At 55.5% G+C, this 16,578-nt stretch carries 14 protein-coding genes; 1 reads left to right on the plus strand and 13 read right to left on the minus strand.

The annotated features are described in order from the left end of the window. Positions 1-73: 73 nt before the first annotated feature. Entirely contained in the window at positions 74-844 is a 771-nt protein-coding gene (locus MK6180000_RS14785) for a DeoR/GlpR family DNA-binding transcription regulator (protein ID WP_138935423.1), read from the minus strand. Between the two features lie 81 nt (positions 845-925). Next, positions 926-2,599 carry a Na/Pi cotransporter family protein gene (locus MK6180000_RS14790; protein WP_138935424.1) on the minus strand — a complete coding sequence of 558 codons (1,674 nt, stop codon included), beginning with the start codon at positions 2,597-2,599 and terminating at the stop codon, positions 926-928. Positions 2,600-3,044: 445 nt separating this feature from the next. Between MK6180000_RS14790 and MK6180000_RS14795 the strand changes: the two genes are divergently transcribed. After that, entirely contained in the window at positions 3,045-3,449 is a 405-nt protein-coding gene (locus MK6180000_RS14795) for a hypothetical protein (RefSeq protein WP_138935425.1), read from the plus strand. Positions 3,450-3,495: 46 nt separating this feature from the next. On the opposite strand, the gene MK6180000_RS14800 is transcribed toward MK6180000_RS14795, so the two are convergent. From MK6180000_RS14800 to MK6180000_RS14850, 11 genes are all read right to left on the minus strand, one after another. Then, positions 3,496-4,647 (minus strand): amidohydrolase, encoded by a 1,152-nt coding sequence (locus MK6180000_RS14800; protein WP_138935426.1) that lies wholly within the window; start codon positions 4,645-4,647, stop codon positions 3,496-3,498. A 243-nt stretch (positions 4,648-4,890) separates the two neighbouring features. Beyond that, a complete protein-coding gene (locus MK6180000_RS14805) occupies positions 4,891-6,516 on the minus strand; it encodes a S8 family peptidase (protein ID WP_138935427.1) in 1,626 nt (541 codons plus the stop codon). A 74-nt stretch (positions 6,517-6,590) separates the two neighbouring features. Then, entirely contained in the window at positions 6,591-8,333 is a 1,743-nt protein-coding gene (locus MK6180000_RS14810; protein WP_171054725.1) for a di-heme-cytochrome C peroxidase, read from the minus strand. A 233-nt stretch (positions 8,334-8,566) separates the two neighbouring features. Next, positions 8,567-9,523, minus strand: a complete 957-nt coding sequence (locus tag MK6180000_RS14815; protein ID WP_138935428.1) for a glycosyltransferase family 2 protein — start codon at positions 9,521-9,523, stop codon at positions 8,567-8,569. Continuing rightward, a complete protein-coding gene (locus MK6180000_RS14820) occupies positions 9,523-10,089 on the minus strand; it encodes an SAM-dependent methyltransferase (protein ID WP_138935429.1) in 567 nt (188 codons plus the stop codon). The genes MK6180000_RS14815 and MK6180000_RS14820 overlap by 1 nt, the downstream gene beginning before the upstream one ends. Continuing rightward, complete coding sequence (locus tag MK6180000_RS14825; protein ID WP_138935430.1) at positions 10,086-10,790, minus strand: PIG-L deacetylase family protein; 705 nt, start codon at positions 10,788-10,790, stop codon at positions 10,086-10,088. Before MK6180000_RS14825 ends, MK6180000_RS14820 begins: the two co-directional genes overlap by 4 nt. Next, positions 10,790-11,890 carry an acyl-CoA dehydrogenase family protein gene (locus tag MK6180000_RS14830; protein WP_138935431.1) on the minus strand — a complete coding sequence of 367 codons (1,101 nt, stop codon included), beginning with the start codon at positions 11,888-11,890 and terminating at the stop codon, positions 10,790-10,792. Before MK6180000_RS14830 ends, MK6180000_RS14825 begins: the two co-directional genes overlap by 1 nt. Further along, the gene (locus MK6180000_RS14835; protein WP_212751915.1) at positions 11,890-12,960 is read right to left on the minus strand and encodes a glycosyltransferase family 4 protein; all 1,071 of its coding nucleotides are present in this window, start codon (positions 12,958-12,960) and stop codon (positions 11,890-11,892) included. The genes MK6180000_RS14830 and MK6180000_RS14835 overlap by 1 nt, the downstream gene beginning before the upstream one ends. After that, positions 12,957-13,925 (minus strand): glycosyltransferase family 2 protein, encoded by a 969-nt coding sequence (locus tag MK6180000_RS14840; RefSeq protein ID WP_138935433.1) that lies wholly within the window; start codon positions 13,923-13,925, stop codon positions 12,957-12,959. The genes MK6180000_RS14835 and MK6180000_RS14840 overlap by 4 nt, the downstream gene beginning before the upstream one ends. Then, positions 13,922-15,385 carry a glycosyltransferase gene (locus MK6180000_RS14845; protein WP_138935434.1) on the minus strand — a complete coding sequence of 488 codons (1,464 nt, stop codon included), beginning with the start codon at positions 15,383-15,385 and terminating at the stop codon, positions 13,922-13,924. The genes MK6180000_RS14840 and MK6180000_RS14845 overlap by 4 nt, the downstream gene beginning before the upstream one ends. Positions 15,386-15,580: 195 nt before the next feature. After that, positions 15,581-16,315, minus strand: a complete 735-nt coding sequence (locus tag MK6180000_RS14850; protein WP_138935435.1) for a Crp/Fnr family transcriptional regulator — start codon at positions 16,313-16,315, stop codon at positions 15,581-15,583. Between the last annotated feature and the right edge of the window lie 263 nt (positions 16,316-16,578).

A 16,578-nucleotide genomic window follows, 5' to 3' on the forward strand; every position in this document is an offset into this window, starting at 1 on the left:
CCAGATGGACAACAGGAAATTCCATTGAGCCTACTCTTGCTTTGCATCACTTGGCAATATCTTTCTTTTTTGGCTATTCGCCAATAACATCCGCCACGTCTACGCCGATGGACGCGGCGCTGAGTGCTGCGGCAATCTCCTCGGGCGGCTCCATATCGGTGATCATACGCGCGCCCTTCGGCAGCGGGCCAAACACTACCTGCCCGACCTCGCCGAATTTGCTGCTGTCAGTCAGGATCAGTGCTTCTTCGGACTGGCGCATCATCCGCAGCCGCATTTCCGCAGCCTCGCGTGAAAAATCTGTAAAGAGGGCCCGCGCACTGACCCCGCCTGCACCAATCAGGGCATATTCAGCGCGGTAGCGTGCAAGATGTTCAAGCGTTTCAATGCCAAACGTCGCCGTCTCGGCAGGGTCTAGCCGCCCGCCCAGAACCGTGATCTCGCGGGCAGCAGGCACGATAATTTCAGCTATTTTCAAATCGTTAGTATATACAATCAGCCCTTGCCGTCGCTGCGCGATGGCATGGGCGACCGCCAGAGTGGTCGACCCATTATCAATAAACAGGCTCGCGCCGTCGGCAATCAACGCCGCAACATGCGCGGCAATACGGGCCTTACCCTCGCGGTTTGTCACGGCGCGCATTTGCGAGGGCGGCTCGGCCGTAAGGATGCGGGTGGCGCCGCCGCGCACCTGGCGCAACCGGTTTTCGTTGGCAAGCTGTTCAATATCCTTGCGCACCGTTTCCCGGCTTACACCAAGCGATGTAGTCAATTCGCGGATCGTGACTGCAGGCTGAGCAGCGACCCGGTGCAGAATGACTTGATGGCGCTGGGATGGCAGCATGGTATCGCCCCCTCTTTAGTTTGCGTCACGTGTCACGCCAAAAGTTGCCAAATGCGTGCAGCGGCAAATGCGTTACACCGATTAGTCGTCGCGACCTTCATCCATGTTCTGGATAAGGCGTGTCTCAAGAAGCTGGCCGTTGCGATAAAGGATAGGATACGCGACGGCCGAGATATGACCGTTCAGATCACGCAGCGCACGCAACGTTTCCAAATGCACGTCGCTAGAGCCGAAACTATCGGCGCGGCCCTCAGACAGACGTTGAAGGTGGCGCTTGCGACTGCGCCGCTCCTCTTGCTTGATCTCAGTCTTTTCCATGACCAGAAGGCGCGCGCTTTCGAGATCATCCGAGATCAAAACGTTGCTAGCCAGCTTGAAATTGGCACGTACAGCCTCGAACATATGCACCAGCTCTGACCAGCCTTCGCTGGACAGTTGCACATTTTCGTCCCGCTTTTCTGCTGCTGTTCGCAGGAATTGACCCGAGACTAGATCACCCGCCGCCTCTAGCCGGATCGCGTACTCCATAAGGCTACGCACAGTCTTGGCCTCCTCCTTGGTGTACTTTTCCTGCGGAATGTCGGCCACGTAGCGGCGGATCTCTAGAAGGGCGGCGTTAACGATATTGTCCTGCAGCTTGATCGCGCGCATTTGCATTTTGTCCGGAGATTGGTACTGGGACTGAATGGGCAGGTACATTCGTTCAACCAGCCCCATCATGCGCAAAAGCTCGCGCTTGAGGCTGGCAATCGCCATCGGGGGCGTGTCCAACACCGCCGGATCCAGCACGCTGATTTCGTCATGCTGCTCCGAAGCGGGGCGGGCGGTGGCAGGCATCATAGCGGTAACTGGCCGCGCCAGCGGACGGCAGAGCGGCAGCGCTACGATCAGCAACGACAGGTTGAACGCAATATGCGCGTAGATGAGCGACTGGCCGGGCGACACAAATAGCAGGTTTGATGGGTCGAACCCGAGATTTATCACCAACAGCGCGGCGAGCGCCCATGTGCCGCGCAACGCCATATTGGCGATCGGGATGCGCCGACCCTCTATGCCCATTCCGCGCGTTAAATAAACGGGAATTCCGGCGCTGCCCAGATTCGCGCCCAGCACCAGCGATAGACCAGCTGCAAACGGGATTGCACCAATATGGACCAATGTGACGCACATCAGGATCGCCGCGACACTGGAATGCATAACGAACGCCAGCGCGGCACCTACGAGGAATGCGGTGATAAAATCACGCGCAAGATAATCGGCGATGGCAGGAAGGAACGCGCTATCTTTGATCGGCTCCATCGTTTGGCGCAGCAGTTGCAGTGAAATCAGGATGAATGCGACGCCCATCAGGATGCGCCCGGCCTGCCGCCAGCGACGGCCTTCTGTCTTTATAAAGAGCCAACCACCGACCGTTAGTAAGAGTGGCACCAGCCAATCAAGACGGAACGACAAAATTTGAATAATAAGTGCAGAGCCTAGATCGCCGCCCAGAACCACAGCCAATCCCGCTGGAAAGGCGAGGTAGCCCGCCGCAGCAAAGCCAGACGTCAACAGCGCGACCGCAGCCGAACTTTGCAAAATGAGCGCCAGCATCACACCGGTCGCGCCTGAGCCAAGCAGACTGGTGCTTTCGGTTAGCCAACGCTGGAATTGCGCACCAAAACTACGCTCAATCCCAGTACGCACCATACGTACCGCAAAGAGCAACAGCATAGTGGCGCCTGCCAGATTGAGAATGAAGCTGAGGATCGCCATGCCCTGATCTTTCCGGCTCGTCCGCGGTTACGCATCTATGCAGCATAGGTTATCGCGCTGAAACTCACGCAAAAAAGCCCGCGAACCATTTACAAAATCGTTATAAACCACAATTCGTTGGGAAAACCCAGCCTAATTCTGGCAAATCTTGGCAAAATTGCGATGGTGCCAAGCCTTTGGGTCAGATTTGAATATGCGCGCGGATTGCAACTTCGGGCGCCAAGGCAGCACAAGGCGCAGTGTCTGAGAAGACCAAGCGCAAAGAGCGTTCATGCGATCAAGTGCAAGATGTAACGCACCCGCGTATCGCCTCCTACCGCTGCGCGCAGGGATCTTTCACTCCGTGATGGGCCAACCTACCCCGCTTTCGGAAATTGACTGTCTAACCATGACGCCGCAAGTTAATGCAAATTGGGAGTGACGAATTGCAACTTGATGGTGAACCATGAGCGCTGCCACGGATATGGTTGACGTGTTGGCGCGGCGCGTCCGAACTTATCTTCGCCGGATTGCCAGTCAGGCGACGCCCATCACCTATCAAGCTCTTGCCAGTTCGTTGGATCTCTCTCCCCCAAATACCATCCGTCAACTCACGGCCGCATTAGAACGCCTGATAGAGCAAGATGCCGCAGCAGGCCGCCCACTGATCGCGGCGCTGGTGGTGAGCAAGAACCGAACTGGCTTGCCCGCTATAGGATTTTTCGAATGCGCTCAGCGCGTAGGGCGTTTCGACGGCGACCCTTCGGGGCTTCAGAGGTCAGAGTTTCACGCCGCAGAGTTCAGCAAAGCGGCTGAGTTTTGGGGCGCGGTCGACGAAACAGTAGACGCAGCCGACAAGCGGCTGACTTAGTACTGGCGCACTGGCCTAAACACCCATTGAAAGGCTCAGACGCTCGTCAGGCGGTTCCCAAGATATCGCGCGCGATGCGATCAAATATCGCCGCGCCGACTGGGATCAGATCATCGGGAAAGTCGTAATCAGGATTGTGCAAGGCGGCGTGGCGCTCCCCCGATCCAAGGAGCAGCATTGCGGCCTTGGCATTCCGGCCAAACACGCCAAAGTCTTCCGATGCGCGCATCGGCAAACCATCGTCGCCCATTGCAATGCCGAGGGCGTCCATAGCGGACACGGCCAAGCGTGCGGCATCTGGATCATTTACAGATGCCGCGAAATCGTCTCGCACAAGGAAGGCCACTTCGAGCCCCACCTCTTTTGCGGCCATAGCGGCCAATTTTCGAGAACCTGTCGCAAGCGCCGCCATCGCAGCATCATTTGCGGTGCGCAAGGTCGCATAAATGACCGCTTCCCCTGGGGAAATGCCAAAAGACGGCTCGCCAACGCGAATATGCGTGATGGTCACCAGCTTGAACTCATCGTCAAGCGGTCCACCTGTTCCCAACTCGCTTAAGGCCGAGATTAAATAGCCGACAGCTCGTGCAGGGGAGGTCCCCGTTTCGGGATTGGCGGCGTGCGCTGTCTTGCCCGTCAGCCTGATCTCAAGGCCCTGAGATGCACAGTTGATAAGCCCGGCACGTATTCCGACCTGCCCAAAGGGACGTCCAGGTTCGTTGTGGATCGCGAACGCCCAGTCCGGTGCGATTTCGCTGAACGCCGGATCAGAGACGACTGCGCGCGCGCCGCTGCCATCTTCTTCGGCAGGCTGAAACATCAAGACCACACGGCCGGACGCAATGGGGCTGCGCGCGATCAATCGCCCAAGCGCCAGAAGCATCGTCATATGGCCATCGTGTCCACAGAGGTGCCCCGATCCAACATATTGTGAAATCCAGGGAAGATCAGCCAGCTCCTGAATTGGAAGCGCATCAAGTTCAGCGCGAAACAGAACAGTCGGTCCATCGCGCTTGCCCTCAAACACCGCGGCGACGCCATGCCCTCCCAAATCGCTCACAATAAGATTGGGGGATAAAGCCTCTAGCGCGGCCATGATGGCGCGAGCTGTTTCGCGTTCCTCACCGGAAACTTCGGGGCGCTTGTGAAGGTCACGCCGGAATTCGGTCAGCTCGATCAAATCGAAGTTCGTGAGCATGGGCTGAAGGATACCTTGATTGGGCCGTTGGCTCAGAACTTAGACACTACGTTAAAAAATCGCGCAAGAGGAGCGCGATGCTCGGCATCTGCACGCCTTTGCTGCTGTGAAACTCGGTTGCATGTAGTCAGACAAACCTTGCTGGGCTGTAGCGTTAGTTTCCGCCTGTCTTGTCAAAGGTGCCGGCTCTGGGGTCAAAAAGTTGACTGGCCCCCTATGTACCCGGCTTACTGATCGAGAAAATTATGGCTTCGGCGGGCAGTTTGTAATGGCCTGCTGCAGTCTCAGCATCGGCGTGCCGGAGCTAGACATATCGGTTGATTGAAGCATGCATTCCAAAGCTTCGTTACCAGTATAGCCGGACCTCACCAATCTGAACAAAAGATGTCCAGAAGCGCAGTATGGCGACGCCATTGAGGTTCCGCTCATGCTGCCATAGGCGTTCCGCGAAAATTGACCGGTTATATCGAATGCTACCGCGCTAAAAATGTCGACGCCCGGACACGAAATATGCCCGCCTGTATTTGAAAAGGGCGCGCGGTTTCCATTGGAATCATGCGCCTCAACAATGACACCGCTATTCGCAATACCTTGTTCTCGGGCCTCCAGTGCGGCCCAATTAAATGGGCTGGCAAATCTAGCGCTTATCGGTGTTTCAAGGCCAGTACTATCGTTGCCTGCCGCCGAAAAAATCACCCGGCCATTCCTATCTGCCAGCTCAAGCAGCGGGACAAGGATTGCGCCCTGTGAGGCAACCAAAGTCCGCCACTGAGCGGCGTCTGGTAAATCCGGGTTGATACCAAAGTTGCCTCGCCAGTTGTAACCCAGACTAATATTGAAAGTTAGAACTTCGTCTTGTTGGGAAACAAAGTTTTCAAGTGTCGCTAGCACCTGACTAAAGAGGACGAAAAACTCCAGTACTTGACCGCCCTCGTCGGCATTGAAAAATATGTCACCTGAACGGGCGCGAACAAAGCAATTTGGCAGGACTCCCTTAACACCGACCGCATTGTCATGCCGACCGCAACCAATTGCGGCCACGTGGTTGCCATGATCATCGACATCTGTCCTGGGTGACAGGCCCATAAAAACCAGGTCCTCGTGCCGTGAAAAGCCTACATCCATAACTCCAAAGAGAACGCCGTCACGAGCATTGTCCAGCGACCAGAGCTGGTCGGCTTCTATGTCTGCGATGCCCCAATCGGCCCTTTCAATTGGGTTGGCTGCATCTGACAAAACGACGTCGCTTGGCGTCAGAAGATTAGTAATAACAATTTCTGTTTCGGGATTGTCTTGATCGCGCAAAAACAAGTCTGGTGTAGCGTTTTTAATACGGGGATCAGATTTAAAATCCTCTACAATATCAACCATCCCTCGCAGCAAAGCGTCATTCGCATTGTCGTCAGACAACTCAGGCATGAAGTACCTACTAAGATCACCTTCGGCCTGAACGGAGCGTATTGACGGAAACTTGCGGATGATCTCAAGCTGTCGTTCGGCAAGAAATGCACTTACTTCAGCTTCTGTTGTGCCAGGTTCAAATTGAATAATCACACTATTGGGCGCTGCTATCGGAACCTCTGTCATGCCGTCTGCATTAAATTGAAGTTTCGTCGGCGCATCGGTAGGAAGTTGATCCGCGGTTACGCTAAACTGTAGAGTTTTTTGATCATCTATATTCTGACCTTTTAGGGGATCCTTCAAAAAGTCCGACTGAAACACTTCCTTTGCGGGCAAAGCTTGAATTGCTTGCTGAGTGACATCAGGAAGGAGACGCAGGTTTTCTTGGCTCAGGGCACTCTGAGCGTGCAGGCCGATATCAATAGAACCACCCAGCAAGATCGCTGCAATAAAAAGTGCTCTGGACATTGCTTATCCTCCTCAGACAGATTCCTTTTAAAAAGTGGTTATAGCGTCCGCGAATGACCAGCATACTTAACCGCTCAAAGAGACTTCAGGTATTCCAAAAGCGCTTCTCGATCACCGTCACTCAGGCTGCTCCCGTACTCGTGACCGCAGCGGCTATTTCCAGAACCGACATCCGTACAATCAGTTGTTTCAAGCACGTAGTCGAATTGGCTTTGCTCTGTAGACAATCCAACGCTTTCAATGTCGTAGCTCGGTCCAATCTTGAAAGCCACCGGCCGATCTGATGCAGGAAGCAACAGCGCCTCCAGTGTCGGCACTGACCCATTGTGCAAGTAAGGGGCCGCGGCCCAAATGCCTTGTAGGACTCGCGCCTCGTAAGCGCACCCTGATCTATTTGCTGACGTGGTCAGTCCAGCGGGCGGTGGCTTGATCTCTCTAAATGCGCCTTTTAGCTGGCTTAGCTCAGGGGGTAATCCGCTGGTGGACAAAGCAGCGTTATCTGCCGACCCGAAACTAGTAATCCGCTGAAAAATTGTTCCGATTACGGCTGTCGACAGTAAATTGAACGCAGTATCCACCGGCTTGAGCGGATCTGTCAGGAAAGGAATTTTCGCGCCTTCCATTATCCCTGTATTTACTGTGCGTTCAAGAATCTTGCATTCACGGTTGTCCGTGCCGACATCTTGAATCGGGGTTTCCCAAGTTCCGCGTATAGTCCACCTGTTTGCGCCGGGACGTTGACCGTGACACTTGATACATCCACCATCAACCGACTCCCGGTTAAAAATTTCCTCGCCAGCTGCTGCAAGTGTGTGGTTAATTTCCCAAGGCCATTCTGGCGGCCCAATCTTCCATATGAGTTCCTCCAGATGTGACAAACCTTCGAAATTCGCGGAGTTGGACCCCAAATAGTCACGATTCAGAATAGTGAGACCGGTGGTTTTTGTGGGGTGCAAGACGCCAAATACCCCATAGACCTCACCAAGATTTCGGGCGAGGCCTAAAGTGTTATTTCCATTATCTGCAAAGCCAGGCCATTGCGTTTTATCCTGGCGCGCAGCGTTCCAAAGAAATGGATACCGGGTTGGAGCATCTGCTGGATAAATATTATCTGGGATTAGGTACGTAGGGGGAAGGCCGATATCCAGTCCAGCCAAGCGGTTGAAAATCATGGATACTGCATCAAGCCGCCCCGGCCCCCAAGCTGGATCTGGTAGGGCGCGGTTTGTCAAAGTACTGAAGCGTAAATGCCATAGCTCAAGTTCTAACTTGAGCTGCGCTTTCTCTTCGTCGTTGACCCCCGCCCCGATCACCTTTTCCGCGAAGATTTCGAAACTTGCGTTTTCGGATAAAACCAATGCCATGGCCGCATCAAGGTCAGCAAGAAAAGATTGAAAATCCACAATGCCGGGACCACCATCTATACGGAAGGGGGTGTTGTTTACCTCTATCTGCCGAGTATGACATGCCGCGCAGGTCATCCCTATCGACGGCTTCCCGTCATGCTGGGCCACAGTGAAGCCAACCGGAATGTCCAATGAGGCGCCATTTGGGTTCGGAAGGTAGCCATAGCGCGTCAAGCTATCTTCCAGAAAACCAGTTCCGTCGGGCGACACTAAAGCACGCATCCAAGCCAGAGGCATAATCCGCGACCCCTGATCTTGAGTATAAAAAGCGCTCCTATTATAGGAATTCCATTCAGAACCTTGCTCAACAAAAACGGTTTGAGCGCTGATCGACATGCTGCTGAACGCGACTATCAGAGTAGCAAAGATGGGGCAAAAAAACGCGATGAAATTTTTTGAAACGCATTGCATAATGGGCATCCCAGATACAACTAATGCGTGAATCGTAGCGTATTTAACGATTCTGATCAAGTTTTCGGCAATTTTGGCTGGCTTTTTTGTTTATTCTCACCCTTCAACGGCTGCGATCAATCAGAAATATCTGGGCGTTCAAACCTCCAAATCAGTTCGATTTGCGGTAATTACGAACACTCTTTCAGCATGTAATGCCATTTTGATACAAGGGCGCTGGCGTCAGACAGGAATCATTGGTCAACCAGATCGGCGCGCGCCCCAGCCGCATGTCCAGTATGGAAAAACGCTTCTAGAGTGGAGATGTTTCTTGGAAGGTCCTGCACGTGGACGCGCCCTTCGGCGGGCACCAGTGGCGGCCAAACACCAAGTGTTCCGGCGCGCGCGCCACTCACCAGCCATTCGGCGGCTGGCAGGCAATCGTCGACCAGATAGTCGGTGCCGTCGATACGCGCTTTGAGGGCGTCGGACATTCCGCCAACCGCACGCCCATCAAGGCGGCAGGAGGCACGAACAATCACGTCGTCTGCATGTGATACGCGATAGCCTGAGGACCGCAATGCGCGAACGATGCGGCGATCCTCGCCGTTTTCGTTGCGCTCAAACCCGCCCACAGCAACATATGCCGCTGGGGTAAAGGCCAAACTTGCACCTGCCGCTTCGCCATGCGTGCCAATTAGGTCAGCCGACTCTTCGGCATACTTGGCATATATCGTTTGAACCAGTGCTCTATAGCGCCCCTCGTTGGTAGCGAGAACGAGGTCCATCTCGCTTAAAATACCCTTCTCGCTCTCGATTAAGTCGATCCGGCCGCATACCGCATCGACGGATTCAAGGTGGCGGGCGTTACATGCAATCCAATCCGCGGCGACGATACAATCGGCATCCGTGGTCATCATGTATCTAAGGTGGCGCATCTGGCGCATGGCGTGATCGCACCCGATCCTTCGTGCAGCGCCTACGCCGTCTGCCGGGTTCAGGGCGCAGTCGAGGACCGTAAGGTCCAGATCATACTGCGCAGCTGTGTCGCGGGCCCTCTCGGCGGTCGCATCAATAGTGTTGTTGATCACCAGAATAATTGTGGTGCGTTCAATTTGTCCGGCAAAAGCGGCCAGACAGGCGCCGATCCGCTCCGCCTCATTCCGGGCTGGAATGACGACTGCAATATTTTTGGATGTGTCATCCCTCATCAGCCGGCCCTCGGCAGGCCACAATCAATGCGATATCCTTCGGTCTGCCAGACCAGATCAAATTCATGAGTGCCGCTTAGGGCATGTGCGAAAATTGCAAAGGCGTCGCTGCCCTGCAAATCGTTGCCCGATTGGCCGAAGTAGGACACGCAGATCAACTCGGCATCAGGCCATTTGTCAGCGACGGTAACGGCAAGTGTACCGAGGCTGTCTTTATCCAGAAAGTAGAGGATTTCGGAGAAAATCAGAAGATCGAAATCATCGTCAGGGAGGGGACAGGGATAGTAGCCCTGAGTAAAACTCGCTGTCGGAACGGCATGCCGTGCGGCCTCTAACGCCTTTTCCACAGCGTCCATGCCAGCGTATCGCGCGCAGATATCGGCGAGATGGTAGGCCAGTTGACCATTGCCGCAGCCCAGCTCAAACGCGGATTGATAATGCGTGCGCGACAATGCCTTGCGGGTCTGCGCGAACTTCTGCCGCTCATACCCGCTGGTTCTAAAGGCCCACGGATCGTCACCACCAGCATATAAGCCGTGAAGGTGCTCCAGCCCGACGCCCGTCATGGCATCCTCCAGAAAATTTCATCGCTATCGATGAATTTGGCAACAAGCGCAGCAGGTAGCGTGAACCCGCTAGGATCGTCGCGGACAACCTGTCCCAGCTGGCTTCGGTGCGCTGCGATGGCTTCGCTCTTTGCTGCACGTAGTTCCGGAGCGCTCAATCGGGCCGGATCGTGCGCCGACACCGTCCGATCAAAATCGGGATCGTCCCAGCGGCACCAAACGGGATAGCTGTAGTAAAACCAATCAGGCCGCATCCGTCGCAAAATGTTGGCGACTTCGGCGGCGACCTTATGATCCTCATGGTGGTCTTCAACGGCGGGCACGAAAATATGCCGCGCTCCGCAGTCGGCAATGATCACCGACAGGTCTGCCGCGATCTTGGTAGGATCAAGCTGATATAGACGGGCATCGGGCAGGCCCATGCAGGTCACGTCGGCGGCGGTGCCCCCCAGCCTGATCACAGCGTCAACCAGTTCGTCCCGTCTGCACCGCGATAGCCTGCTCGGCGGCCATTCCTGTGAGTTAGGGTGCGAGGCGCTACCGTCTGTCATGCAAACGACATGTGCGCCGCCCCTGCCCGCGAATGCGCGCCCCAAAAGAGTACCGCAACCAAGCGACTCGTCGTCTGGGTGCGGCGCGACGACGACCAACTTGTCCTGCGTGGACAGAAAATCGAATAAGTAGGGGCGGCGATCCAGCATCACTCAAAAATCCCCCAGGTGCCGCCGTCTTGGCCCAGAGCATGCTCCGCTGCGCGCTGCAAAAAAGCATCTCTCGCCGCCTGCCGCAGATAGACGGCCAAGTCGCGGGCCATCCTTCCGGTCTGTGATTGCGCATCAAAGTGCCGAAGCCCGATGCTTTGTTCGACTGCGCGGATCGCATCCAGCGCGACGTCTTCGGTTAGCAGCCTCGCGGCAATCGAGGTGGCGACAATCTGTTCCGTCGCAAGCCCAGCGTCTGTGGTCGCCATCGCAGCGCGCTCCACCAATGATGCACCCGCCCAAGCCCGCATCAGTATGGGCATCAGGCGCGCCTGCTGCGGTCCTGCGTGCATACGGCCCATGGCGCGCAACTCCGCAGCGGCGCAGTCGATAAGGCCGATCGCAGCACCAACCTGCAGCCCGGCGATGCGCCAGACACCACCAACGAAATGCGGCTCTCTCAAGTAGTCGCCGGGCTCTCCCAGCCACTCGGCCTGGCTCATCGGAAAGTCCGTGAAATCAAACCTGCCTGACGCCGTCGCCTTCATTCCGTGCATATCCCACACGCTAGCATCTGCACGTGCTGTGTCCGAGACGTCGACCAAAGCCAGACGAACCTTTGGGCCTGAATTAACTGTGATGACAGCGTGGGTCACGGTTCCAAGGCCGGAGGCGAACATCTTGGCACCGCTCAGACAATCGCTTGGAGCCGTCCACGTTACCGGAGTTTTGCCATCTGCGCCCCACACCCCCAGAAACGCGCCTTGATCGATCAACGTACGCACGCGGCGTTTTAGGTGTGGCGCTCCGTAGAGGTTGATCAGGGTGGACGCATTCATGTGTCCCTCCCACAGTCGGCCGACGCAAAGATTGGCCGCGCCAACCTTCATCAGCAAATTGGCGGTTCGGTTCGGCGGCTCACCGCTGCCCTGGAGCAGGAGGTCTGCTGACCTCAGTAAATCAATGGAATTAGCAATGGGACGCGTGCCATCTTCTTCAGCCGCCGCTCCGTCGGATAATTTGGCCAGCAAATCAGCAGAGATCTCGCCTTGGCCTACCTCATGAAATGGCATCTTGGGCGTGACATTTGAGACCGGCATCATCTAATTCCTTGTGCGAGAGAATACGAGGCGGCGCCCGATGGCGTCCGCTTAACCGCGCTTTGCAGAAGCTCGGCCCAGACATTCGCGACTTCAGCCATGTTAAATTCAGGATTGGTGGTTACGGCCGGGCAAGAATGCCGCCACTGGGCGATTTTCTTTAAGATAGCCTCCGGGTCATTGCCGTCAACGCGCTGCGCCTCGTCGGCCACAACCTCGTCATTTGCGCCCAAACCCTCGTGGATCAGAACGGGCGTTCCCACTGCATTCGCTTCGGCCAGCACAAGACCGAATGTCTCGGCAAAGGACGTCTGCGGATTGAAGAGGCAGAGCGCCTGCCTCATGTGCTGGACAAGTACGTGATGCGGCAACGCGCCCAGAAATGACACACCATCTGGAACGGCGCCTGTATCCCACTTCAGATATCCGGGGTCCGCAACGGCGAGAGTGATACTAGGGATAGACAATCTCAACGCTGCGAACTGTTCAAACACTTGCCCAAGCCCCTTGTGGGGAGAACTTGCAAACAGCAGCTTATCTGCGTCGCGGGTTGAGCCATCGGGCCGCAAGCCATCAGCAACAGGATTGTAGATAAACGTAATATCAGGACGGTCAGACGTGCGGGTAAAAGTTGCTAGCGATCTCACATGTGTCCGCGAGACACAAATCACTGTTATGTCCGCGTCTTTCATAACGGCGCCCATCGCGCGGTTATGCCGTCCGGGGTAGACATGAAGCCACAGGAATATCGGCGTGCCGGGATAAAGTTTGCGCAGTTTGGCAGCAACTTTCCAGCGATTAAGCACAACAATTGCATCAGCGGCACGTGCCTGGCGCAAATGATCCAAAGGGCGTAGATCGCCCGCATCAGACCGAATGCTGTCACTGCGGCCAGCCTGATAATGGGTCACTCTGAATCGAAACCGCAAGGCTGTGGCGACACGCAATACCGTCGCCTCAGTCCCGCCCAGTCCGCTCTTTTCCAAGTCAGCCAGATCATAACCGCCTGCACAGCACGGATCGACGAACGCAATCAATGGTAGGTTTGGTGGGTTCGCCAACATCATCATTGGGCGGCCACCGCACTGGCAGCGCATGATGAGATGATAGCATTGACAGCTGCTGCCGTTCTGTCGGTCATAGGCACGTCGCGGGCGACGAGGCTGGCGGGGTTGCTGGCAAAACAAACCTGAAGAGCGTCTATATCGATAGGCACCGGTGCGATCCGGCCTGTCCTTCGCCATTCGTCGACCTTGCCCCATACCAGCTGTCGGTCGGCCTTTCGCTTTGCGCTGTCGTAGTCCGAGGTGCTGGATTGCGTCAGGCTGCCGGGTGTTTCGATCTTGGTTAGCAGCAACTCGGGAATGACCCACACAATCTCGCCATTTAGGATCAGGCGGTTGCGAAATTCCCGGTCTTCTTCGATGCAATCCTCGAACCCGCCAAGCCGCTTTAGCACCTCGGCACGAAAAAGGCCGGAATTGATGTGCGTCCATTCACCGGGTACGCGGCTACCCATCTGAAGATTTGGAAACACGTCGTCGAACAAAGAGATGTCCCGGCGGATTTCAACACGCTGCCCGTCCGGCAGGATAAGCTCGTGATGCGTAAGAGCCGCGCCGACCTTCAGCGTCTGGCCTGCACTCTTGCCAGCTAGCGCCCAATTCAGACAATCGTCAGCGCCGATATTCTGCGCGGTTAGAACCCGAACCTGATGTAGAACCTTATCGCGATGCGGCAGATCGTCAGAATCGTGAAAGGTAATAGCCTCACCGCCAGTCAGCAAAATACCAGCATTTTTCGCCTGCGCCGTACCAAGGTTATGGACCAAGCGGACATAATTGAACCGTGGGTTACCAAAGAATTGGCGAACGGCGACGGGGGTGTCGTCGGTGCTGGCATCGTCAATGACAGTCACCCGGCAGTTCCACCATGACTGATCGAGTGCTGCCTGGACTGCCTTGGCAATAAGGTGAGCGCGATTGTAGGTCGGAATAACGATATCTACCAAAGGTGCGAGGGGGTCGATGCTCATGCTGTGGCACCCCCGGCATCCAGCGAGATAGAGGCGCGGTAGGACCTGAGATTGCGAGCAGTAAAGAGCGCGGCGGGCAGAGGCAGCATCAGCGTGATCAGTGCAGCTATGACAAGAATGTGGTGTGGCTCGGCAGCGATCAAAGCGCAGAGTGACAGGACAAAGAGTGCTACATGACCAATTGGCACTGTGCGATACCGCGATACTGCGTCGCCGGATTTGTTGGTGACGATAAACTGTAGTTTTCCGCCTATCACGCCATCAAGGGTCGCTTTTGCCGATTGCGGTGCCAACGCAATTCGGCACGCTAACGCGGCAAGGATTGTCGAAAGGCTACGCGCCTCGTTGATGCCGCGCTCTGCCACGCGAAGGACGACGTCAAGAAGGCAGAGAACGATAGTGGCAGAGGCGAACGCCACCAACCCGGCAGTTGCGCTGTCCAAAAGTAGCGCGGCCAGCAGCAGGATCGCAGGCACTAAAGCTAGGTTAAACCACGCGGTGAGTTGCGTGATGACGACCAAACGCTGCTGAATATTGAGAGAGCTTGCGTGACCTGTGATGATCGGCAAGTGACGAAGGAGCGTCCGCAAGTTTCCACTGCACCAGCGATATCTTTGCTTCTCAAGATCGCGCAAGGATAGCGGTAGCAGCCCTTGCCCGACGACCTCATTAATAAAGCGGCCGGAGTATCCTGCATGGCAAAGCCTGACGCCTAGCTCTGCATCCTCGGTCGTGGTCGCACCCGACCATCCGCCGACGGCAACCAGCGCACGGCGCGAAATCACACATAGCGTGCCCGTCAACAGCACCGCCTCCGCGTCATCAGCCATGATTGCATTTGATCTGAAATACTCCTCAAGCTCGGCGTCCACCCCGGCAGCCGCTTGATCCGTCAACCGATAGGATTGTGGAAACTGAACATAATCCGCGCCTGTGCGCCCTAGTGCGGAGGCCGCGATGCTCAGGAAATCTGGTTGCACGATGTAATCGGCGTCGACAGTGACAACATGGGTCGCATCCGCCCGCGTATGATCAAGTGCGATGTTCAAGGCGCCCGCCTTGGCGCCCACGACACCTAGTCTGTGTAGGAAGGTCAGGCGGCCGGGATGCTGGCTGCAAAACGCCTCAACTGGCCCCCACAAGGCGATATCCTGTGTGTTATTATCCATCACGATCACCTCAAACGCACCCGTCGTCCAATCCTGGTTGAGCAATGACTGCAATGTGCGGATGACCACTGCGGGTGGCTCGGAATGGGTCGCAACGTGAATGGAAAATACCGGGATGGGCTGCAATGCGCCGACATCGCTCGCTGGTTTGGACCGGCCCGCCATCATCGGGCGGAGGCTCATCAACATGATCTGAAGCGCAAGAATAGCGCCGCATAAAATTACGCCAACAGCAGGCACCAGAACACAGACAAACAGCAGCGAAAAAATCATGAGCAGACGCAGTTCCATCGTTCACCCCCGAGGTGTTAAACGCCGGAAGTGGCGCCTATAAATTAGCCAGTATGGTAGTCATCGGAGAACGTCGCCTTGGTCAGGTTAGTTCCCGGTCATTCGAACAGAGCGCCTGTCCGTCCTACACCTTGGGTGTACCGCAGCATCGAAGCTGCCGCCTGCATCTAGATTGAATCGGCAAAGCATTTGTGGCTATGCCGGAAACCACGATGTATCCATATCAGCATAGCGATCATGGAAATCTGTCAGTGCAATCAGCTTGTCCTCCTGCAACAACTCCAGGTGGTTGTTTTGTCGGCGGATCACGCCGTCCTCTTCCATCTGGATCAGTGTTTTACTGATATAAACGTTGGTCAGGCCGAGATAATCGGCAATTTGGCTTTGGGTCATGGGGAGGCGAATGGTGTTTGTCATTCGCAGATTAGTGACCCTCAGTCTGGAAATGAGGTCAAGCAACATATAGCTCACCCGTTCGCGGGCGCTCATCCGTCCCATGGCTCGAAGAAGGTCGATGAGGACAACCTGCTCTCGCAGCGCGATCGATAGCAGCAGGGCAGACAGCCTTGGCGATTCTCTTAAAATGACGTCGAGCGCCGATTTAGGAAATGGACAGAGGCAAACCTCCTCCATTGTGCAGAGGGTCGTCGTCAGGTGCTTCAATGCGACATCCGGAAATCCGATGATGTCACCGGGGTGGTGAATTTTGACGATCTGTCTGCGGCCATCGGGCAGATCCAAGTAACTGAACGCCCAGCCATGCTTGACCACATAGAGGTCGCCGTTGACGTCACCGCCCTGGTAGATTTCCACCGCAGCGCCAAAGGTTCGTTCAGATTTTTCGAGGTGCGCCAGTCTGGATTTGTCAGCGTCGGTCATGGTCACATAATGTGACAGCTTGGTGACTAGGCAGCTTGATCTATCGGACATTGAAAAACCTCTTCATTTGTTGCGAATACGGAGCGCTCAAATACATTTAGCCTTAGAGCACTAAGCGCCAACATGAACGCAGCATGCTTCGCAATGCTTAGGCCGCAAGCTGTGACGACAGCCCCGCACGGGACACCAAACCGCGATAAATCCGCACAGCAGGCGGCCCAGAACCAATGCCTGAAGACGCATAGAAATCAAAAATTTGGCCTACGTAGACAGCAAATATGCATTTCATCGCCCAAATTGTAAATAATTCACTA

Origin of the sequence: Roseovarius arcticus (assembly GCF_006125015.1) — a bacterium.
Lineage (GTDB): Bacteria > Pseudomonadota > Alphaproteobacteria > Rhodobacterales > Rhodobacteraceae > Roseovarius > Roseovarius arcticus.